This window comes from Clostridium drakei (assembly GCF_000633595.2).
GTDB lineage: Bacteria > Bacillota > Clostridia > Clostridiales > Clostridiaceae > Clostridium_AM > Clostridium_AM drakei.
The window spans coordinates 87285-108899 of the sequence record NZ_JIBU02000031.1 but is presented as its reverse complement, the minus strand read 5'-3'; the positions used below and the strand labels follow the sequence as shown (position 1 = coordinate 108899).

The 21615-nt window shown below is 30.2% G+C and carries 16 protein-coding genes; 11 read left to right on the top strand and 5 right to left on the bottom strand.

Annotation, left to right across the window (positions count from 1 at the left end):
• The 4 genes from EG57_RS0216450 to EG57_RS0216435 all read right to left on the bottom strand — a co-directional run.
• Positions 1–750: ATP-binding protein (locus EG57_RS0216450; RefSeq protein WP_052037984.1), on the bottom strand; the 750-nt coding region annotated here is incomplete at its 3' end.
• A gap of 19 nt (positions 751–769) precedes the next feature.
• Positions 770–1459 carry a response regulator transcription factor gene (locus tag EG57_RS0216445; RefSeq protein WP_032078267.1) on the bottom strand — a complete coding sequence of 230 codons (690 nt, stop codon included), beginning with the start codon at positions 1457–1459 and terminating at the stop codon, positions 770–772.
• A 271-nt stretch (positions 1460–1730) separates the two neighbouring features.
• A complete protein-coding gene (locus EG57_RS0216440; RefSeq protein WP_032078266.1) occupies positions 1731–2105 on the bottom strand; it encodes a metal-dependent transcriptional regulator in 375 nt (124 codons plus the stop codon).
• A gap of 107 nt (positions 2106–2212) precedes the next feature.
• Positions 2213–3172, bottom strand: a complete 960-nt coding sequence (locus EG57_RS0216435) for a helix-turn-helix domain-containing protein (RefSeq protein WP_032078265.1) — start codon at positions 3170–3172, stop codon at positions 2213–2215.
• A 306-nt stretch (positions 3173–3478) separates the two neighbouring features.
• Here EG57_RS0216435 and EG57_RS0216430 point away from each other — a divergent pair, with 306 nt between their 5' ends.
• The 4 genes from EG57_RS0216430 to EG57_RS0216415 all read left to right on the top strand — a co-directional run bounded on the left by EG57_RS0216430 (position 3479) and on the right by EG57_RS0216415 (position 11594).
• On the top strand, positions 3479–5245 hold the full coding sequence (locus EG57_RS0216430; protein ID WP_032078264.1) for an ABC transporter ATP-binding protein: 1767 nt from the start codon (positions 3479–3481) through the stop codon (positions 5243–5245).
• Between the two features lie 2 nt (positions 5246–5247).
• Positions 5248–6984 carry an ABC transporter ATP-binding protein gene (locus tag EG57_RS0216425; RefSeq protein WP_032078263.1) on the top strand — a complete coding sequence of 579 codons (1737 nt, stop codon included), beginning with the start codon at positions 5248–5250 and terminating at the stop codon, positions 6982–6984.
• Between the two features lie 188 nt (positions 6985–7172).
• Positions 7173–11231: a cell wall-binding repeat-containing protein gene (locus EG57_RS0216420; RefSeq protein ID WP_084572261.1), complete on the top strand. Its 4059-nt coding sequence runs from the start codon at positions 7173–7175 to the stop codon at positions 11229–11231.
• 144 nt (positions 11232–11375) lie between these two features.
• The gene (locus EG57_RS0216415) at positions 11376–11594 is read left to right on the top strand and encodes a hypothetical protein (RefSeq protein ID WP_032078262.1); all 219 of its coding nucleotides are present in this window, start codon (positions 11376–11378) and stop codon (positions 11592–11594) included.
• Between the two features lie 179 nt (positions 11595–11773).
• Here the strand turns inward: EG57_RS0216415 and EG57_RS0216410 are convergent, their stop codons facing one another.
• On the bottom strand, positions 11774–12574 hold the full coding sequence (locus EG57_RS0216410) for a class I SAM-dependent methyltransferase (protein WP_032078261.1): 801 nt from the start codon (positions 12572–12574) through the stop codon (positions 11774–11776).
• Positions 12575–12846: 272 nt separating this feature from the next.
• On the opposite strand from EG57_RS0216410, the gene EG57_RS0216405 reads away from it, so the two are divergent.
• The 7 genes from EG57_RS0216405 to EG57_RS0216375 all read left to right on the top strand — a co-directional run bounded on the left by EG57_RS0216405 (position 12847) and on the right by EG57_RS0216375 (position 21579).
• Entirely contained in the window at positions 12847–13122 is a 276-nt protein-coding gene (locus tag EG57_RS0216405; protein WP_029159568.1) for a metal-sensing transcriptional repressor, read from the top strand.
• A gap of 127 nt (positions 13123–13249) precedes the next feature.
• A complete protein-coding gene (locus EG57_RS0216400) occupies positions 13250–15121 on the top strand; it encodes a heavy metal translocating P-type ATPase (RefSeq protein WP_032078260.1) in 1872 nt (623 codons plus the stop codon).
• A 209-nt stretch (positions 15122–15330) separates the two neighbouring features.
• On the top strand, positions 15331–16302 hold the full coding sequence (locus tag EG57_RS0216395) for a helix-turn-helix domain-containing protein (protein ID WP_032078259.1): 972 nt from the start codon (positions 15331–15333) through the stop codon (positions 16300–16302).
• A 237-nt stretch (positions 16303–16539) separates the two neighbouring features.
• Positions 16540–17805 carry a methyl-accepting chemotaxis protein gene (locus EG57_RS0216390; RefSeq protein ID WP_052037982.1) on the top strand — a complete coding sequence of 422 codons (1266 nt, stop codon included), beginning with the start codon at positions 16540–16542 and terminating at the stop codon, positions 17803–17805.
• Between the two features lie 75 nt (positions 17806–17880).
• Positions 17881–18483, top strand: a complete 603-nt coding sequence (locus EG57_RS25555) for a TetR/AcrR family transcriptional regulator (RefSeq protein WP_052037980.1) — start codon at positions 17881–17883, stop codon at positions 18481–18483.
• A gap of 229 nt (positions 18484–18712) precedes the next feature.
• Positions 18713–21163: a PEP/pyruvate-binding domain-containing protein gene (locus EG57_RS0216380; protein ID WP_032078258.1), complete on the top strand. Its 2451-nt coding sequence runs from the start codon at positions 18713–18715 to the stop codon at positions 21161–21163.
• Positions 21164–21321: 158 nt separating this feature from the next.
• A complete protein-coding gene (locus tag EG57_RS0216375; RefSeq protein ID WP_032078257.1) occupies positions 21322–21579 on the top strand; it encodes a DUF6110 family protein in 258 nt (85 codons plus the stop codon).
• Positions 21580–21615 lie beyond the last annotated feature (36 nt).

Here is a 21615-nt window from a genome sequence, read left to right as displayed (position 1 = left end):
CTGCCGCCTTATTTTTAGAGAGCGACAGCAACAACGAGGCCCAAAGGCCTCTTTTTTATCTGTTTCTACTGTTGTAGCTGTATCAGCTGTGATTTTAGGAAATACATGGTTCCTTATGAGAGATTTTTTATTGTCATTTAAAACATTTCTAACAATGGATATAATGTTTAAGCTTTCTACATTAAAATCCAGATTAAATTCATTAATTCTTGCATTACAAAGCATCATATCAAGACCATGAGATAACTTTTCATTTTCTTCTAATATACTGTCAAATACAGCTCTATTATCTTCATTTATTTCATCTTGAAGTATGAGGTTCATAACAGATACAGGAGTTTTCATTTGATGTACCCACTTATTTATAAAATTTATGTATTCCTTGTGTGTTTCTTCATATTTTATAGTTCTTTCACTACATATTTTATAAGTTTTAAGCAGAAGTTTTTTAAACATTTCCTGCTCATTAGTGCTGCAACTTCCTATATTAAGTATGTTATCTAAGTCTTCCTTTGAATTTAACATTATGTTAAGTTGATTATAAAAATCTCTATTTTTTAAGTAATCATATATCAAAAATAATATGAAAAAGATTATTGAAATTAACCAGGCATAAAGTATGTTATTATTCATAAGTTCAATTTTGTTTATAATTAAAGTAAGATACATTACAAGTATAACTGCAGCAGTGGCTAAAAAATAAATCACTGCAAAAGGTATTTTATCCTTAAGAAAGTCTTTAAAATTCATTTATTTCACCTGCTTTGTTTTACCAATTTGGTACTATTTTATAACCTTGTCCACGTTTGGTTTCAATTACATTGGTAATTCCAATTTCCTCAAGTCTTTTTCTTACACGAGTCATGTTAACAGATAGGGTATTGTCATCAACAAAATCTACATCATTCCATAAAATCTCAAGTAAGCTTTCTCTGGAAACAATTTTATTTCCATTTTTAAGAAGGGAATATAGAAGTTGGAATTCCTTTTTACTAAGCTCTACTTTTTTACTTTTATATTCTACTACATTTTGATTTAAATATAAAAAAAGTCCATTTGATTCAAATACTTCACTACTGATATTTTCTGAGTAACTTCCATAAACTCTTCTTATAACTCCTTTTATCTTTGCAATGAGTACATCATAGGAAAAAGGCTTGCTTATATAATCATCCCCTCCATTTTCAATGGCCATAACTTGATCCATATCAGAATTTCTAGCCGAAAGAAATATTATAGGAACATTAGATATTGTTCTTATATCTCTGCACCAGTAGAAGCCATCATATAAGGGTAAGTTAATGTCCATGAGAACAAGATGAGGATTATTTTTTATAAACTCATTTTTTATATTGGAAAAGTCGTCTACAGAGTAAGTTTTATATCCGTATTTTTCAAGATGATTTCTTACAAGATTGTCTAATTTTTTATCGTCTTCAATTATCATTATATTGTACATTTGATACACCTCTTAAAGCAATGTCATTTATCTTTTTATTGTATCATAAATAATATAATAAAATTGACAATTTGTTTACTTGTGGAACAAAATGGATATGAATTAAAGAAGGAAAGTTAATATAATGATTGTAAATGTTATTTGGTTTTTTGCAGTTTTTTGTTCATCAACAAAGCAAACTCAAGTGTAATTACATTATGCAGATATCTAAAGGGCGCAGCCAATTAAGGAAATGTCTCAAAATGCATATATGTGCATTTTGAGAAAACTTTTAATGATTAGAAAGTGTTATTATATATTTTTTTATCTTATCAAAGCTTTCATCACTTATTACATGTTCAATTCTACAAGCATCCTCTAGTGCTACTTTTTTATTTACACCAATAAGCATTAAAAAGCTTGAAAGTGCTTTATGTCTTTCATACATTTTTTCTGCAATAGCAAGACCATCATTTGTAAGAGAAATATATCCGTCTCTATCCATTTCAATATATCCATTTTCTCTTAATTTTTTCATGGCAATACTAACACTTGCTTTAGTATAATTAAGTTCATTTACAATATCAATAGAACGTACAGCATTAAGCTCATTTTGTAATATTAAAATTGTTTCAAGATAGTTTTCTGCAGATTCTTGAATTTTCATAGTAATTTCACCATCTTTCCATTACCAATTTGTGACTAAATTAATTTTATAGTAACATAAACAATCTAGGGATTCAATTATAAACTTAATGTACAATACGCTCATATCTATTCCATAATTTTTCGGTATTCTCCAGGAAGAATGCCTACATTTCTTTGGAATAATTCCGCAAATCGGCTGGCATTGGAGTATCCTACAGTTTTAGCTATCTGTGAAATATTCAATTCAGTATTTGAAAGTAAAAATTCAGCTTGGCCAATACGTGCTTGCTGTATATATTCTGTAATGGTACAACCGTTTATTTGCTTAAAGGCCTTTTTTAATTTTGTTTGTCCCATGCAGGCAATTTTAGATAATTGATTCAAGGTAAGTGAATAGGCAGCGTGATCATTGATGTAAGAAGTAACATTTTTTATTTGATCTTTGTCAATCTCAGAAATGTGTTTTTGATTTTTGTTGCACCTATGGAAATGTTCTACTACTAGAGAAACTGCTTCATTTACTTTTGCTTCATAGAATAACTTTGCACTTATGCCATTTCCACAATATTTTGCTAATTGATTCATAAGTAGTAGCATTTCTGGGAAATTAGATGTTTCATCTATAAAACAGAAAGCTTCATAAGGGTTGAGATAATCTTTTGGATATTTTTCTTTTAAATAACTTATATAATAGTTCGGAAGGATTTCAATGCCAATAGTTTTTATAGGTATTCGTTTATGAATGACAGCTTTATAGGTATTATGATTTCCGATGTATGTTTTAATACAATTGGCATTGATTCTTCTATATGGATTCAGTTCATGACCGGAAACAGATTGATAATAAGAAATACTCATACATTCCGGAAGCATACATTCAAATAAGTAATCTTCATGAAAATAAAAATCATGTATTTTGATAACAAATAAATTTGTTTCAGAATAAATCCAATAGAAGCCCTTTCCTAATTCTTCTGAAAGAACAAAGGTTTGACCACAAGAGTTGAATTTATCATTTGATTCCACAGGAAAAAATCCTCTTTCTGTCAATATGGTCTCATAAGAATATGCAATCTTATCTTTCATAGATCCTCCTTACAAAATATGTTTTTTTACAAATAAGAATGAAAAGCATTTTTTAAAATTAAATTTTCAATGCCTCAATTGGACGTAAATTAAACACGATTAGACGTAACTAACCTAATTCTATTGAAAGCAAAAAGGTTGTGTGGTAATTTATATATTGAGGTTAGTTGTGGCTAACATATATTTATGATAGCATATATTCTTAAAACGTCAAGAATGAAAAAGTTATCTAAACAGAACTCATAAACAGTTGTTCTACAAAAATCATACATTTAGAATAGGTTTTATGAAAGGAGAGGATTTTAAATGGAAAAAGAATCTAGTATAAAAAAGCTGTTTGCATATGCTGGGAGTTTCAAGTATTTAACAATAGTTTCATGGATATTGTCTGCAGCAAGTGCTCTTATGGCATTGATACCCTTTATTTTTATATGGAAAATTATTAGAGAAGTTTTGAAAGCTGCACCAGATTTTGGTAATTCAGAAAATCTCACATACTATGGATGGATGGCGGTGATTTTTTCTGTTTTGTCCATAATCATTTATTTGGCAGCTTTAATGTGCTCTCATATAGCTGCATTCCGTGTACAAACAAATATAAGATTAAAGACTATGCGTCATATTCTCACATTACCTTTAGGATTCATGAGTGGTATTGGAAGTGGAAAACTTAGAAAAATTGTTAATGAATGTAGTGAAGCAACAGAAACTTATTTGGCACATCAATTGCCAGATCGTGCAGGGGCTTTAGCAACTCCTTTTGGTTTACTTGCAATGCTCTTGTTTTTTGACTTTCGCCTAGGACTTTTGAGTTTAATACCAGTGGTTATAGCTTTTGCAATTATGTCATCAATGACTGGAGTTAGAATGCAGCAAAAAATGAAAGAATATCAGAATTCCTTGGAACAGATGTCAAATGAAGCAGTAGAATATGTGAGGGGTATACCTGTAGTAAAAACTTTTGGTCAGTCTGTTTTTTCTTTTAAACGATTTAAAGCATCAATTGATAACTATGAAAAGTGGGTGGTTTCTTATACCAAAGATTTACGTATGCCAATGATACTTTACACTACAGTGATTAATGGAGTTTTTGCGGTATTAATTGCAGCAGCTTTATTTTTCACAAGAAATGGAGTTAACAGCGATTTTTTATTGAATCTTTTGTTTTATATTATTATTACCCCAATCATAACTGTTACCTTGAATAAAATTATGTATTCCAGTGAAAACATGATGATTGTAGAAGATGCACTAAGTAGAATTGATAGTATATTGGATATGAAACCATTACACGAAAATACATCACCTAAACATCCAAAGGATAATTCTGTTATTCTTCATGACGTATCATTTCGTTATAAGGATGCGGATGAAAATGCATTAAAGCATATTTCATTGAAAATTAATCCTGGTGAGCATGTGGCTTTTGTAGGACCTTCTGGTGGCGGAAAAACAACCTTAGCTAGTGTAATAGCACGTTTTTGGGATGTAGATAATGGTAAAGTTTCCATAGGTGGAATAAATGTGAAAGATATTTCTAAAGAAGAACTGATGAATACTGTTTCTTTTGTATTTCAAGACAGCAAGCTTTTGAAAACTTCAATTTTTGAAAATGTTCGTCTTGCAAAACGTGATGCAACCAGAGAAGAAGTATTAAAAGCATTAAAAGATGCTCAGTGCCAGGATATTATAGAAAAAATGACAGATGGAATAGATACCATAATTGGTACAAAAGGAAATTATCTTTCAGGAGGTGAAGCTCAGCGTATTTCTATTGCTAGAGCAATGCTTAAAAATGCTCCAATTTTAATACTGGATGAAGCCACTGCATTTGCTGATCCTGACAATGAATCAAAGGTACAAGCTGCTTTTTCTGCTTTGTCAAAAGGAAAAACAGTTATTATGATAGCACATAGATTATCTACTGTAGTAGGAGCAGATTGTGTTTATGTTCTAAAGGATGGAGAAATATGTGAATTTGGAAGTCATGATAAGCTAGTACAGCAGAATGGATTATATGAACATATGTGGAGAGAGTATAATCGTGCTGCTAAATGGAAGGTTGGTGCTTAAAAATGAAATTAATAGAAAAACTACAACATAAATATGCTCTTTCAGAAAAAGGTGCAAAGGACATGATAAAAGCATTTATTTCATGTACATTATCTAACATTGCATTGATGATGCCTGTTGGTCTTCTTTATTACCTTGTTGGGGATTTAATGTATAAAAATATTGGTACAAAAAATGTTCCATTTTATGTAATTGGAGTTGTAGTATGCCTTTTATTTATAGCTATTACGGCATATTTTCAGTATAATAAAACCTTCTTTGCAACCTATGTAGAGAGTGGTGTAAGAAGAATAGCATTGGCTGAAAAATTAAGAAAACTTCCACTTTCTTTCTTTGGCAAAAAGGATTTATCCGATTTAACAAGTACAATTATGGCAGATTGTTCTACTATAGAAACTGCATCATCTCATTGGATACCAGAGCTTATTGGTTCTATTATTTCAACATTCATTGTTGCGATTAGTTTATTCTTCTTTGATTTTCGTATGGCCATTGCAGCGTTATGGGTGCTGCCTGTTTCTTTTATAATTGTACTATTTTCATCAAAAGTGCAGAATAGATTAGGAAAAAAGCAGATGAATGTAAAGATGGCTTGTGCAGATGGGATTCAAGAATGTATAGAATCTGTGAGAGATTTGAAATCAAACAATGCAGAAGCTGCTTATATGGAGAAACTAAATGTAAAGATTAAAAATGTTGAAAAACGTTCAATTATTACAGAGCTTGGAACAGCTGCTTTTGTTGTGCTTGCTCAAATGGTTTTAAAACTTGGAATTGCCACAGTTGCACTAGCTGGTGGAATATTTCTTATGGATGGAAGTTTAGATCTTTTGACTTTCTTTATGTTTTTGCTTTTGATATCAAGATTGTATGATCCAATGCAGATGTCATTACAAAATTTAGCGGCCATCATTTCGGCTAATATTCAATGTGAACGCATGGACGAAATTCTTGGGCATGGTATGCAGATTGGCACAGAAAAACTCACGAACAGAGGACATGACATTGTATTTGATCATGTTGTATTTGCTTATGATAATAAAGAAACTGTTTTAAAAGATGTATCTTTTACTGCTAAACAAGGAGAAGTAACAGCACTAATAGGTCCATCAGGCGGTGGAAAGACTACTGTATCAAGGCTAGCATCACGTTTTTGGGATGTTAGCAAAGGGAAAATTACTGTAGGAGGTATGGATGTTTCAAAGATTGACCCAGAGAGGCTAATGAGTCTATATTCTATTGTTTTTCAAGATGTTACTTTATTTAATAATTCTGTCATGGAAAATATTAGAGTCGGAAGAAAAGATGCCACAGATGAGGAAGTTATAAATGCTGGGAAGCTTGCACATTGTGATGAATTTATAGAAAAAATGCCAAAAGGTTGGAATACTATGATTGGCGAAAATGGTTCAGAGCTTTCTGGTGGAGAACGTCAAAGAATATCCATTGCTAGAGCATTTTTGAAAGATGCACCAATTATACTTTTGGATGAAGCTACAGCTTCATTGGATGTTGAAAATGAAACTATGATCCAGGAATCATTATCACTTCTTATTAAGAATAGAACAGTACTTATTATTGCACATAGAATGAGAACAGTAGCAGGTGTGCATAAAATTATAGTATTAAAGGATGGTATTGTTGCTGAAGAGGGGAGACCAGATATATTAATTAAGGAAGGAGAGATATATAAGCATATGAATAAGATTCAGTTGGAAGCTGCTTCTTGGCAGTTTTAACCATGATTACTTATTTTAATGTTTATATGAATAAAAAATAAAAAACTGTTTGGAGTGAAAAAAGGACTAAATAGAGTAGTAATAAAGAAAGCTTTTTTATATAATAGTGCTAGGTTAGTTTTGACTAACTTAGCACCATTATATTTGATATATTTAAATATACAGATAAAAAATAAGGGGGAATCTATTTGAAATTAAAAAGAATTTTAGGATTAATAGTAAGTGCCACAATGTTATTTTCAACTACAGTTTTTGCAGATTCTTCATATTCATTGAACCAAAAAAGAATTTTTGGAAGAGATAGATATGAAACTTCAGCACTTATAAGCCAAAATGGTTGGGAAGCAGCTTCTACTGTAGTAATATGCAATGGAGAAAATTTTCCGGATGCTCTTTGTGCAGCACCTCTTGCTAAAAAGTATAATGCTCCAATTTTACTTACCAACAAATCAAACTTGAGTGAAAGTACAAAGAAAGAGTTATCAAGATTAAATCCTAGCAAAATAATAATCATAGGTGGAAGCGGAGTTATAACTGATACAGTGTTATCTGAAATAAAAATTGTAGTGCCTAAAGCTAGCGATATAACAAGGCTTGGAGGTGCTACAAGATATGATACTTCAAAGATAATTGCAGATAAAGTTGGAAAAAGTTCTTCAATAGTTTTAGTCTCAGGTAAAGCTCCAGCAGACGCACTTTCTATAAGTTATATAGCAGCAAATAAGGGTATGCCTATTTTATTGGCAGATAATAAAGATTCTGTAATAGGCTATTCAAAAAATAACAGTGTAGAGAAAGCATATATAATAGGTGGAGAATCTGTCATATCAAAAGATATAGATAGTATATTTAAAAATAATGAAAGAATATATGGAAAAGATAGATATGATAGCAATGAGAAAATACTTGAGAAATTTAAAGATGATATAAACTTTAGCAATATATATCTGGCATCTGCAGAGTATAATGGAGTTGATCAATTTGCAGATGCACTATCTGTTTCGGCTTTAGCAGCTAAAAATTGTAATCCCATAATACTAGTAAATGGTGCTATAAATAAGGATTCAGTTAGTATAATAAAATCTAAAGTTGATAAGGATAGTAAAATAACAGCATTAGGAGGGACTCAACTTGTAGCTGAAAATATATTAACTGACTTAGCAAATGTAAAATCTTCTAATGAAGAAAAAAAGCCAAGTAAATCAAGTGGTGGTGGAGGTGGAGGATCATCTTCAAGCACTTATATATTTGCAGGTGGAAATGGTACTGTATCTTCTCCGTATGAAATTGCTAGTGCTGCACAACTTAATAAGGTGAGAGATTATCTTGACAAAAATTTTGTGCTTGCAGCTGATATAGATTTATCAAGTTATGCAAATTGGGAACCTATTGGTGCTTTTAAAGCTATATCTGATAAACCAGAGGATGAAGAAACACCAGATCCTAAATTTGCATTTAGAGGAAGCTTTAATGGTAACGGTCATAGTATTTCCAATTTGAAAATTGATCGTAAAAATATGGCAATAGGATTATTTGGATGCATTATTGAAAATGAAAATAAATCTGTTGTTATTCATAACTTAATAGTGAAAAATGTAAATGTAACTGGATATAATGATTTAATTGGTGGTGTAATAGGACATCAAGCATCAGGGGCTCCAATAGAAAAAATAGAACTTATTGGTGACAACAAAATTACTGGAAATGATAAAAGTGCTAATGTAGGTGGAATTGTTGGTGGCGCAATGAATTCTAATATTACCGATTGTAAATCAGAAGCAAATATAATTGTTAATGGTGATGGAAACAATCTAGTAGGAATATTAGGAGGAGGATTTGGAAATTGTTCCTTAAGTGGGTGTAGTGCTAAAGGTAGTATTACTGTTAATGGAAAAGAAGTTTACTCCATAGGTGGTCTTGCAGGTTGCATTCATGAAGGAGCATATGTAAAAGACTGCAGTTCAGATGTAACTATTGTTGCTGCTGAAAAGGACTTCATGGTTGGAGGCTTAATAGGACATGCTGGAACTTTTGATGAAAATAATCCTACTGTAATTTCAAACTGCACTGTGAAGGCAAATATCAAGGCAGCTGAAAGTGCTTCACGTATAGGCGGTGTGGTAGGTAGTGGATTTTATATAGATGGTTTTGAGTATTATCCCACTCCTTCTGTATATAAAGTAGAAAATTGTAATACTGAGGGTAGTGTTATTGGTGGTAATGAAGTTGGCACTGTTGCAGGATATGCCTATAATTCTGTTTTAGAAAATTGTACAAGCACTATGACTGTTAATGACAAAGCAGATGCGCCTCAAATTGGAAAATCAGATACAGAAGCTTCACTGTTTGCAGGAGGAAGTGGAACTAAATCTGATCCTTATCAGATTGCTAATGCTAGTCAATTTAATAGGATAAGAAGATACTTAGATAAGAATTATATACTAACAGCAGATATAGATTTATCTACCTATGAGAATTGGGAACCTATTGGTGCATTTAAACCTATATCTGATAAACCAGAGGATGAGGAAACACCTGATATAACCTTTGCTTTTTCAGGCATTTTTAATGGAAATGGACATAAGACTTCCAATATCCATATTTCCAGAGATAACTCTGCAGGAGTAGGATTATTTGGCTGCGTTGCCGGGGATAATGCTTCTATCCAAAATCTTGTAGTTGAAAATGTTACAGTTCTAGGTAAGCAGTTAGTTGGAGGCGTTATCGGATATGGTTCTTTTAAAAATGATGCAGCATCAATTTCACTTATAGGTAAAAATAGCATAAAAGGTGGCTTTCTTGTAGGTGGTATTGTAGGTGGTGGATTTTGTAACATCAAAAATTGTAATGCAAATGCAGAGGTTACTTTATTTGGAGATAATGCACAAGGTATAGGTGTATTAGCTGGCGGTATGGAAGGATGCTCTTTAATTAGCTGTAGTGCAACTGGTACTGTAACAGCATTAGGTAAGGGAAACTTCAGTATTGCGGGGTTATCTGGTGCGGCACAAGAAAGTCCATCTGTAGAGAATTGTAATGCAGATGTAATAATAACTGTTGGGGAAAACAGTAGTATGGTTGGAGGACTTCTAGGAAATGCAGGCACTTATGATATAGAAAAGCCAACACTTATTAAAAATTGTTCTGTTAATGCTTCTATTAAAGCAGCAGATAGTGCTGAACGAATAGGTGGTATAGTAGGCGGTGGTTTTTATCTTGATGCATACAAGGATGTTCGTCCAGTTCCTACTGTATATAAGGTAGTAGATAGTAAAACTTCAGGCAGCATTGATGGTGGGAAAATTATTGGTACTATTGCAGGTCATGCATATAATTCTAAAGTTGAAAATTGTACAAGTACCATGACTGTTAACGGAAATTCTAATGCAGTACAAATTGGAAAATCAGAAACAGTAAAGACTTCATCCTTTGCAGGTGGAAGTGGTACTGAAGGTGATCCATATCAAATTGCTACGGCTGATCAGTTGAATAGTGTAAGAAAATATTTAGATAAACATTTTAAACTAACAGCTGATATAGATTTAGCAAGTTACGAAAATTGGGAACCTATTGGTGCATTTGATTCACAAGCTAAGGACGAGTTAGGATATTTTGCAAATGCATTTACTGGTACTTTTGATGGAGACAACCATACTATTTCTAATTTAACTATCAATAAAAAAGATGCTGTAGGTGTAGGTTTAATAGGTGCTGCTTCAAAATCTTCTGTGGTAAAAAACCTCAAAATAGAAAATATAAAAGCCGAAGGCTCAGTGGCAGTTGGTTCTGTAATAGGTTATAATAAAGGCTTAGTGGAGAATATTACACTATCTGGAACTAATAGTATAAATGCATATAGTTGTGCTAGTGGTATTGTAGGAGGTAACGAAGGCGGAACCATTAAAAATTGTAATGTTGTAGGTGCAACGATAAATATGCTTGATAACATATCATATATAAGTCCCTTTGTTGGTGAGTGGAAAACAAATATAGATAATGTAGGCACTCTTGTAGTAGATTTTAATAATGATGGCACAGCATCTACGCATTTAAATGGTAAAGCAGCTGAATCTTTTAAATATTTTGCTTATAAAGGACTATACTTTGTATTAGATGATAATGGGAATATAGAAAAAATAGCCAAGTATAAATTTTCGGATAATGGAAAAAACCTTGAATATTATGGCTTAGATAACAGTTTAATGATTACATATCAAAAATCAGAATCATTGAAGGCTGCATCATAAATCCAACAGAAAAGGCTGTTGTTTCAATATCTAAACCTATAGTAAAAAAACAATGAAATAATTGGATTTGTAAATTGTGATATTAAATTAGATGCAATTACAAATACAACAAAAGAATGTAGTAATGATGGATGCTAAATTTGTATGAAGTTTGGTGTAGGCTTTAGTTTTATTTCACAGGAACTTTTAGCATCAATTAGTGATGTGATGAAAACTATAGATAGTGTAATACAGTCTGCCAGTGAAGGAGCAAATGAAATAGTAAATATTTCAGATAAAGTTCTTGGAATTAGTGATAAGTCAAATTATATATTAGAACAAGTGCTTAAAGAAAAAGATTGTCCTGATAAATTTAAAATTTAATTTATTTAAGTCATTTGAAGACTTTAAGTTTAAAATGACTTAAATAACTATTTTAAGCTTGCAAAAAAACAATCATAAAGATATGAAATTAAGAGTTAATAAAAACAGGTACCTGAGAGTGAATTGCTCTCAGGTGATAAATAAAATATTTCTTATAAATAAAACTGAGAGTTATATATTTAAGAAAGTTTTTCAAAATAGCCGATTCTGTTATTTTTGGGGCGTAATTTAGGTGCGATGAGTGATAAAAAGATAGGTGAAAATCTTTTCATTGTATCAGTAAGGTTAAAATCTCCTAATATTTTATACATAGGACAAAGCTTGATGAAATCATCCGTAGTATCAACTCCCCATCGAAATACCGCGGTGGTTTTTTTTATTGTATCATGGATTTTTTGGTTTTTAACCATCCACTTTGACATTAATTCACACAGGACAGCACAATGTTTAAAAGATACAGAAACTGTTTCAAATAGTCTCTTAACCTCATTTTCTTCCAAATACATTAAGAGACCTTCTGCAATTACTAATACATTATCTTTGTTTTTAACTTTTTCAATCCAAGAATTTTCAAGTATAGAACTAGATACATTAGTAACTCTATCGTTTTTGGGAAATATTGTTTTTCTGATATTCATAACATTTTCAAAATCAATGTTATACCATTGGATTTTACCATTATCTACTCGATTAAACCTGGCATCAAGACCACAAGCCATATTAATGACACTGCAATTAGGATGCTTTTTAATATAGGATGAAACTTCCCTGTCCAAAATAATGGTTCTTGCAGAACATCCCCACATGTTCAATTTACTTTTACCATGTTTTTTAAAATCATAATCAAGAGAATTAATAATATTAATCGCAGTCTCATCATAAAAAGCAGGTTTCTTCTTTTTACTTTCTAATGCTCTTGCATAGACAGGCACTAACATAGTTTCGTTGACACCAGACAAATTAATTTTTGATTTTGTCATTATCAATATTCCTCCAATCATTATTATAAACTTTATTATACATCAATATGGTTAGCTTAAACTAACTAAAGTATAGCATTGAATTTAAAGTTGTCAATATATAAGCATAACTAAAACATGGTGAAGTTCTGAGAGTTCTTAAGGATATTGAGAAACAAACTAATCTAATTGGATTAAATGATGTAATATAAAACATCTAAATAGTCTGCATTGACAAGTTTACTATTATGAATATAATATACTTATACCCATAATGGTATGGAGGTGTGAATATGAAACAATGTATGGATACAGCTAATCTGCATAGAAGATTAAAAAAAATTATAGGGCAGGTTCAGGCAGTAGACCGAATGATAGATGAAGATGTTCCATGTGAGGATGTTCTTTCACAGATTAATGCGGCTAAATCTGCATTACACAAATGTGGGCAGATAGTTTTGGAAGGGCACATAAAGCACTGCGTACGAGATGGAATCGAGCATGGTGATGCAGATAAGACAATTGAGAGTTTTACTAAAGCAGTTGAACGCTTTGCAAATATGACTTAATAAATATAACTTTGAGAGCAATCAGAAATGGTTGTTTTTCTTTTTATATTATTGACAACCTATACCCCTATAGGTATAATGCAAGTATACCTATAGGGGTATATTAAAATGCAAACAGGAGGTTTTTATGAAAAAAGCAGCGGAGAAATTAGAGCAGTTATTAGAAAAAGGAGGTATTCCAAAAGATATCATTCTGCTAAGTATTTCTGGTATTGCTCTGATTGCAAGTATTTTTAATTTGTTTACTTTTAATATGGTATGGATAGCAATTATTTTTTGTGGAATTCCTATAATAATGGAAGCGGTTATTGGATTAGTTACGGATTTTGATATTAAAGCGGATGTACTTGTATCTATTGCTCTGATTGCATCTGTATGTATAGGACAGGATTTTGCAGCGGCTGAAGTAGCTTTCATTATGAAGCTGGGTGCGCTGCTGGAAGATTTAACTGTTTCCAGAGCACGGGCAGGCATTGAAAAACTTGTTCATCTTACACCACATATAGCAAGAGTTTTAGTTGATGGGAAAGAAGAAATTATTCCTTCTGAAAAAGTTAAAGTGAATGATATCATTCGGGTATTTCCTGGTGAAACAATTCCTGTAGATGGAGTTATAATATCTGGTCAGACTTCAGTCAATCAAGCAGTTATGACAGGTGAATCACTTCCGGTAGATAAAACTATAGGTGATGATGTTTCAAGCGGTACTGTAAATCAATTTGGTGCTTTTGAAATGAAGGCTGCGAAAGTTGGAGAAGACAGTTCTATTCAGCGTATGATTCATCTTGTGCAGTCTGCAGATGCAGGAAAAGCAAAAATTGTGGGTATTGCCGATAGGTGGGCAACGGGGATTGTTGTAATAGCTTTAACAGCTGCAGTATTAACATGTTTTATATCAGGAGAAATTATACGTGCTGTTACGATTTTGGTTGTGTTTTGCCCTTGTGCACTGGTTCTTGCAACTCCTACTGCAATAATGGCAGCTATTGGTAATGTGACCAAGCATGGTTTCCTTGTTCGGGAAGGTGATGCTTTAGAGAGACTTGCCTCAGTATCCAAAATTGCTTTTGATAAAACAGGCACACTTACATATGGTACTCCGCAAGTATCAGAAATTAAGTCAATTACTTCAGATGTTTCTGTTAATGAATTATATTATTATGCGGCAGTTGCAGAGTCACTTTCGGAGCATCCCTTGGGAAAAGCAGTAGTAAGATGCTACAAGCAGCAATTTTCAGATCCAATTCCCATGGCAGAACATTTCAGCATGATTCCAGGGCGCGGTATTACATCAAGAGTAAATGGAAAAGAAATACTTGCTGGAAATCCAGCGCTTATGGAAGAAAGTAATGTATCAATCTCACACTCAGTAGTTACAGAAGCAGAAGAATTCTTAAAACAAGGATGTACGATTATTTATATTGCTATTGATAAAATACTTACTGGTTTCTTGGCATTATCTGATACTATTCGTTTGGAAAGTGCAAAGATGATTCATTCTTTATCTGCTCTTGGTGTTCAACCTGTTTTATTAACTGGAGATCATGAGAATGCTGCAAATGCTATTGCAAATCAGCTTTGTATTGAAGAGGTACATGCCCATTGCCTACCGGAAGATAAACTCAATTGTATTTCAGAATATCAGAAGAGAAAACAGGAAATATGCATGATTGGGGATGGAATCAATGATGCACCTGCTTTAAAAATGGCCAACGTTGGAATTGCAATGGCTGGAGTGGGCAGTGATATTGCAGTAGATGCGGCAGATATTGCATTAGTGGATGATGAGGTTAAAGAACTTCCACACTTGTTGGCCCTGTCAAAGAGAATGATGTTTACAATAAAGTGTAATCTTGCTTTTTCAATGATACTGAATTTCATTGCTATTATACTTGCTATTACAGGCATATTAAATCCTGTTGTTGGAGCTTTAGTGCATAATTTAGGTTCTGTATTTGTTATTATAAATTCATCGCTATTATTGAAATGGAGAAGATAGAATTAATTTAAAATTAGAATATGAAGTACAATTGATGTTTTATAGGTTAATATATCAAATAAAATAGAAACATCTATTCCAATTTTAAAAAGAATATGTTACAATTTAGGTGATAATGAAATTCATTATCGCCTAAATTGTAGAAACAAATATAAAATTTTTAATCATAATATCTGTTTTACAAAGTCATTCATACAGGAGGCAATGTAATGAATTCAATAAACAGAGATAAGCAATTATATGCTAGTGAAGTAGATGTTATAAGAAGAGGTGATGATTGCACGATTTACAGGATTAATAATTCCTATGGGAATGCCATTATGACAAGATATTCTGTATTTCCTGGTATTGAATTAATCCATAATGATGTTAATACACAGTGGATAAGTGTAGATGAGGAACAACCAAAAAATATTTTTGAAATTAATTATTGTAAGGAAGGCATAGTTGAATGTAAGACCATAAAAGAAAGATATCTTTATATTTCAAAAGGAAATCTTGTCATAAATCAAAAATATAACATAAAAAATGATTACAAATTTCCTTTAAAACATTTTTATGGAATTACTGTGAATGTAAATCTTGATGAAGCGCCTAAATGTTTGTCTTGTATTTTGGAAGAAGTTTCAGTTAATTTATTAGAATTAAAAAATAAATTTTGTAAAAACGATAAGGGGTTTTTAGTGATAAAAGAAAATGAGAGCATTGAACATATTTTTTTAGAACTATACTCAGTTTCTGAAAAAATAAGAAAAGGTTATCATAAAGTAAAAATTTTAGAATTGTTTCTTTTTCTAAGTAGTTTTGGACAGAAAAAATTAAAAGAGAGTAAGAATTACTATTCGAAAAGATATATTGATGTTATAAAAGAAATAAAGGAACATCTAACAATTCACCTTTCAGAAAAAATAACTTTAGATCAATTGTCAGTGCGGTTTAAAATTCCCCTTACAACAATGAAGTTTGTATTTAAAGAAATATATGGAGACAGCATTTATTCTTTTATAAAATCATATAAAATGCAGAAGGCAGCAGAACTTTTAAAATATACTAGTGAAGGAATTAATGAGATTTCAGGAAGTCTTGGATATGATAATGCAAGTAAATTTTCGCAAGCATTTAAAAAGGTTATAGGAGTAAATCCAAGTGTATATCGAAAAAATGTAAAAAAGGAACAGTAGTGAGAAACAAGAGTAGAGAAATAAAAATGTAATGGATAGAATTAATTCAGTGCTTGTATAATTGAGCAAAAAATACACAATAGTTAGTTAGAACTAACCCAAAAGAGGCGATGTGTAGTTATAAATTTTAACTTAAAGTAGAAATGGTAATTTATTTGACAAAGATATTAAACATATGATAAGATTTGTGATAATGATAATCATTATCATATAAAAAATAATCAGGAGGCAAGGATAATGACTAATGAATATGGTATTAAATCGAAAGTTGGTTTAAAAAGCAAATTAATAAACAGCATATTTATTGCTGCAATTTTAATAATGAGTGTTTCAATTTTTATTTATTTCATTTCTTTTTACCAAAAGATAATAATGAATATAAGTGTAACAGTTTTATTGTCAGTTAGTATTGGAGTTGCTATTATTGAATTTAAAAAAGCGAGAGGTTTGAAAATATTAAATAATGTTATTATAGAAATGAAAAAAGAAAATTTTCTAGAGATAAAAGAAAAGTATTTGAAAGATGAAACAGAAGTTGGAGAAATAAGTAGGGCATTAAATGATATAATACTTGCAAATAGTAATATATTACAACAAGTCAAGAGAGGTTCAAAAGATATAGATGCTCAAGCAATAGGATTAACATATATTTCAGAAGATATGTTAGATCTAACTTCCAATATAGCTAAATCTACAGAAATTGTTACACATGCAACTAGAAATCAAAGGAGAAATGTATCCAGTATTGTAGAAAAATTATTTCAATTTGGAGAGTATGTAAATGGAGTAAGTGATAGTACTATATGTATTGATAACTTAGCTAATGGTATCGATAAAAAATGTGAAAATACAAATCAAGAATTAAAAGAATTATCTGAAGTTATTGAAAATCTCAATAATAATTTTAGTAATTTTACAAAATTTTTAAGTATGATGATGGATGATATAAAAGGTGTAAATGAAATGACAGATATAATAAATAATATTTCTGAGCAAACAAATTTATTAGCATTAAATGCTGCAATTGAAGCAGCAAGAGCAGGAGAAGCAGGTAAGGGATTTAGTGTAGTTGCTGTTGAAATAAGAAAGCTTGCAGAAATGAGCAAAAATTCTTCAAATAAGATATATCATATGGTTGATAACATATTAAAAAATATTTTAATAATAAATAAAAGAATATCAGTAATTGATACTGATATAATTAAACAAAATCTTGCTGTTGATAAAACTATAAATGTATTCAATGATATATCAAAAGAAATTGATATTATAATACCAAAGGCACATGAAATAGTAGAAGCCTTTAATAATATAAATGCTCAAAAAGAAAATATATTAACAGGAATGGAAGAAATATCGTCAATGTCACAGGAAATAATATTAACTACAGAAGAAATTTCAGATACAGCAAAGGAATTAAATTCAATGGGAGATGAAGTAACAGGTACAGCAAGTAATTTAAAAAAATCAATAAATAATATTGAAAAGATTGAAGTTATTTAAATATATAGTATGTTATAATGGAGGTTATAAATTCATATAATGATTAATATTGATTAAAATAACGGGAGAAAAAATATGGGCAGGGCATATACTTTAGAAGAAAAGAAACAAATAAAAGAAAATTTAAAAAAATTTGCAAAAGAAATATTTAAAGAAAAAGGTGTTAAAAAAGCTAGAATTGAAGAAATAACCAAAGCTGTAGGAATATCTTTAGGTGGTTTTTATACTTTTTATAAAAATAAAGAAGAATTGTTTTTAGATATTATAAATGATATAGAAAAAGAAATGTTTAAAAAGGTTATACAAGAGGCAAAAACTACTGAGGATAGTATTGAAGAATATTTCAGAAAAGTTACCTATATAATGTGTGAAAAGATGAATAAAAATAAAATTTTTATAGATAAAGATAGTGATGTGCTTAAGATTATCAATAATTCAAGTGAAGAAGATAAAAAAAGAGCTCTGGAAGAGGATTTATTTGTGATAGAAAGAATAAAATCTATTTGGAGAGAAAGAGGTTGCAATATAGATACTCCAGCTGAAAAATTGCTAGGGGTATTTAGATGTATAACGACTATCAGATCTAATGCTGACATGATAGGTGAAAATGTTATTGATGAACTTACATTACATATTATAGATAAATTTGTAGAGATATATATCACTGAAAATAGGTAAGAACTATTATGTTAATAGAAATTGATTTAGATAAAAAACATGGTATACTAAAACAGTGCTGTGAAAAAATAAATATATTTTCATAGCACTGTTAGAATTAATTGATCAAATACTTGATATGTGGAAGCCGAGATGATTATATATAAATTTATATAATATTTTTTTATTGAGTCTATGAAAAAATATATGAATTTTCATAGATTGATAAATACTAATAGGAGTGGATTAAATGTATGTTGTTGATTTAAATCATGTAAGAAAAGATGATATTTTAAAAGTTGGAGGAAAAGGCGCAAATTTAGGAGAAATGATTAAAGCTGGTATCAACGTACCAGAAGGATTTTGTATAACAAGCAAAGCTTATTCTAGCTATATAGAAGAAAATAATATACACACTAAAATAGAGGAATTATTAAAAAAAGCTTATAAAAATGAAGATAAGCTTGATATATATGCTGGTAAGATTCAAGAAATTATTATACAAGGTAAAATATCAGAAAGTATGAAACACGAAATTATAGAATACTATACAAGGTTAGGAAAAAACATAAGAGTTGCTGTTCGTTCTTCAGCAACGACAGAAGATTTGCTAGAAGCTAGTTTTGCAGGGCAACAGGAAACTTTTTTAAATGTATATAAAATAGAAGATGTATTTGATAAGATAAAAAGATGCTGGGCATCGCTTTGGACTACAAGAGCTATTAAGTATAGACAACAAATGGGCTTTGATAAAGAAAAAATTTCTATTGCTATTGTAGTACAAATTATGATAGAAGGGCAAATATCAGGAGTATTATTTACAGTAAATCCTACTACAAATAGTAAAAATGAAATAATGATTAATTCTGCTTATGGACTTGGTGAAGGGGTCGTATCTGGCACGGTAACACCAGATACTTATATTTGTTTGAAAAATAAGAGTAAGGTACTTAAAAAATACAAAGGTAGCAAAGAAATATCAATTGTCTATGACAATGTTAAAGGTATCAAAAGTATTGAAAATTCTAAAGAAAAAAGAGATGCTTTTACATTAAACGAAAATTATATTAAAAAGCTTGTTTCTACAGGAATAGATATAGAAAAATATTATGGATTTCCACAGGATATAGAGTGGACTATTAAAAATGATAATTTATATATACTGCAGTCAAGGGCAATTACTACTTTAAAGCATAATGTAACAAAGATAGCTAAAAATACAATAAATAATTTTATAGAATACTGTCCTGTAGTTCCATATCCTTTGGATTTTCAACCTTTACTAATTATGGGTGAAGAAAAGGCAAATGTATTTAAAAAGATAGGAATGAAAATGGAAAGTGAATTAGATATGAAAGATGATGGTGAATTTGTTATAAAAGAATCTAAGCTTAAACCAACCATTAAAATCTTAAAAATTCCTTTTATATTTAAAAAATTTATGAATGAAAAGAATAATATAACGGAAACAGAAAAATTTAATAAAAACATGTTATTAAGGATACAAAAGTTAGAAAATAAAAAACTTAGTAATTGTACATTGCAAGAGCTTGGAATTTTATTGCAAGATATTATGAAAATTATTCATGAAATTGGTTATGTTCGATTTAGATATAGTATATTTCCACAAGTAATATTAGGAAAAATAATTGAACACAAACTTAAAAAGATTGATAAAAGTCTTACAGAATATGATTTACTATCTGGATTAAAATATAAAACATGGTTAGTTAATAAAGAGCTTAAAGAATTATCTCAAAATGCAAAGGATAATAGAGATATACATGAGTTTATAAAAAATGAGATGTCAGATAAAGATGAAAAAATAATTATGAATGAATTAAAAGAAAAATGGCCTGGATACTATGAACAAGTTAAGAAATTTCTGAAAAAAAATGGATGGAAGTCTTCAATGTCTTATATACCTTTTTCAACTAAAAGCTGGAATGAAGATTTAAGAGGTTTTTTATTTATAATTAAAGTAATGATGCAAAGCGAAAAAAATAAATTTGATACTTATAAATATAAAAACATTGAAGAAAAAATTATAGAAAAATTTGGAAAGCACAAAAGTGAAAAATTTTTAAAACAGATAGGGGTTTATAGATATAATCATGTAAAAAGAGAGGAAAGCTTATACATGATTGAAACATGCTATGGATTAAGTAGAGGCATAGTTAAAGAAATTCTTATAAGGATACCCAATGTTTTAGAAAGTGAAAAAGATATATTATATTTGACTTTAGAGGAAATTTACAGTGTATGTAAAATGCCAAAGAATAATATTGAAGAATTAAAGAAAAAAATTTGTATAAGAAAAAGAGCAAGAATAAAAAACATGGCATTATGGAATAATTGTGAATTTATAGATGAAAAATTAGATTGTAAAATACTTAAAGGTTCATCTGGAAGTAAAGGAAGAATTTCAGGAAAAGCATGTATTGTAAATAGTGTGAAAGAATTTAACAAGTTGAAAAAAGGAGATATTTTAGTATGTAAATTTACAGATCCAGTTTGGACTCCTCTTTTTTCAATAGCTAAAGCTGTAGTAACAGACTGTGGAGGACCATTATCTCACAGTGCCATTGTTGCTAGGGAATATGGTATACCAGCAGTGCTTGGAGTAGGAAATGCGACAGTTCTTTTAAAGGATGGAGATGAAATTGTAGTTGATGGGGATAAAGGAGAGGTGATATTTTAAAGTAGCATATTAATGATGGTATCGATAGGATAAATAAGTACTATTTTAGTTAATTTGTAGAAAGTATACTAAATATGATAAAAAATATTGACGAAATAACATTATAATGATATTATGATAATGAAAATCATTATCAAATACGAAAGGAAGAGATAGATATGAAAAACATTTTTGGAAAAGAAAGATCATTAATATTTGCAGGAGGAGTTTTAGTTGGAACTTTAGGATTAAGTCTTTTAAAAAGTAAAACAGCTAAAAATTTTTATGTTAAGACATTAGCTGGCGGCATGAAAATTAGAAATGATGCTCAAAATTTATATGAAACAATAAGAGAAGATGCAGAAGATATGTGCCATGAAGCAAGTAAACAAGCTTTAGAAGAAGAAAAAAGCTGCTGCTGCGATAGTGAAAAATAAATAGTTATGTATTAAACTTAAATTATGAAACCTAAA

Bases quoted from the DNA above. Each gene is read 5' to 3' on its own strand.
- EG57_RS0216390 (WP_052037982.1), top strand. From the start codon at position 16,540: ATGACTAATGAATATGGTATTAAATCGAAAGTTGGTTTAAAAAGCAAA.
- EG57_RS0216415 (WP_032078262.1), top strand. From the start codon at position 11,376: ATGAAGTTTGGTGTAGGCTTTAGTTTTATTTCACAGGAACTTTTAGCA.
- EG57_RS0216440 (WP_032078266.1), bottom strand. From the start codon at position 2,105: ATGAAAATTCAAGAATCTGCAGAAAACTATCTTGAAACAATTTTAATA.
- EG57_RS0216375 (WP_032078257.1), top strand. From the start codon at position 21,322: ATGAAAAACATTTTTGGAAAAGAAAGATCATTAATATTTGCAGGAGGA.
- EG57_RS0216410 (WP_032078261.1), bottom strand. From the start codon at position 12,574: ATGACAAAATCAAAAATTAATTTGTCTGGTGTCAACGAAACTATGTTA.
- EG57_RS0216405 (WP_029159568.1), top strand. From the start codon at position 12,847: ATGAAACAATGTATGGATACAGCTAATCTGCATAGAAGATTAAAAAAA.
- EG57_RS0216400 (WP_032078260.1), top strand. From the start codon at position 13,250: ATGAAAAAAGCAGCGGAGAAATTAGAGCAGTTATTAGAAAAAGGAGGT.
- EG57_RS0216445 (WP_032078267.1), bottom strand. From the start codon at position 1,459: ATGTACAATATAATGATAATTGAAGACGATAAAAAATTAGACAATCTT.
- EG57_RS25555 (WP_052037980.1), top strand. From the start codon at position 17,881: ATGGGCAGGGCATATACTTTAGAAGAAAAGAAACAAATAAAAGAAAAT.
- EG57_RS0216380 (WP_032078258.1), top strand. From the start codon at position 18,713: ATGTATGTTGTTGATTTAAATCATGTAAGAAAAGATGATATTTTAAAA.
- EG57_RS0216425 (WP_032078263.1), top strand. From the start codon at position 5,248: ATGAAATTAATAGAAAAACTACAACATAAATATGCTCTTTCAGAAAAA.
- EG57_RS0216395 (WP_032078259.1), top strand. From the start codon at position 15,331: ATGAATTCAATAAACAGAGATAAGCAATTATATGCTAGTGAAGTAGAT.
- EG57_RS0216430 (WP_032078264.1), top strand. From the start codon at position 3,479: ATGGAAAAAGAATCTAGTATAAAAAAGCTGTTTGCATATGCTGGGAGT.
- EG57_RS0216435 (WP_032078265.1), bottom strand. From the start codon at position 3,172: ATGAAAGATAAGATTGCATATTCTTATGAGACCATATTGACAGAAAGA.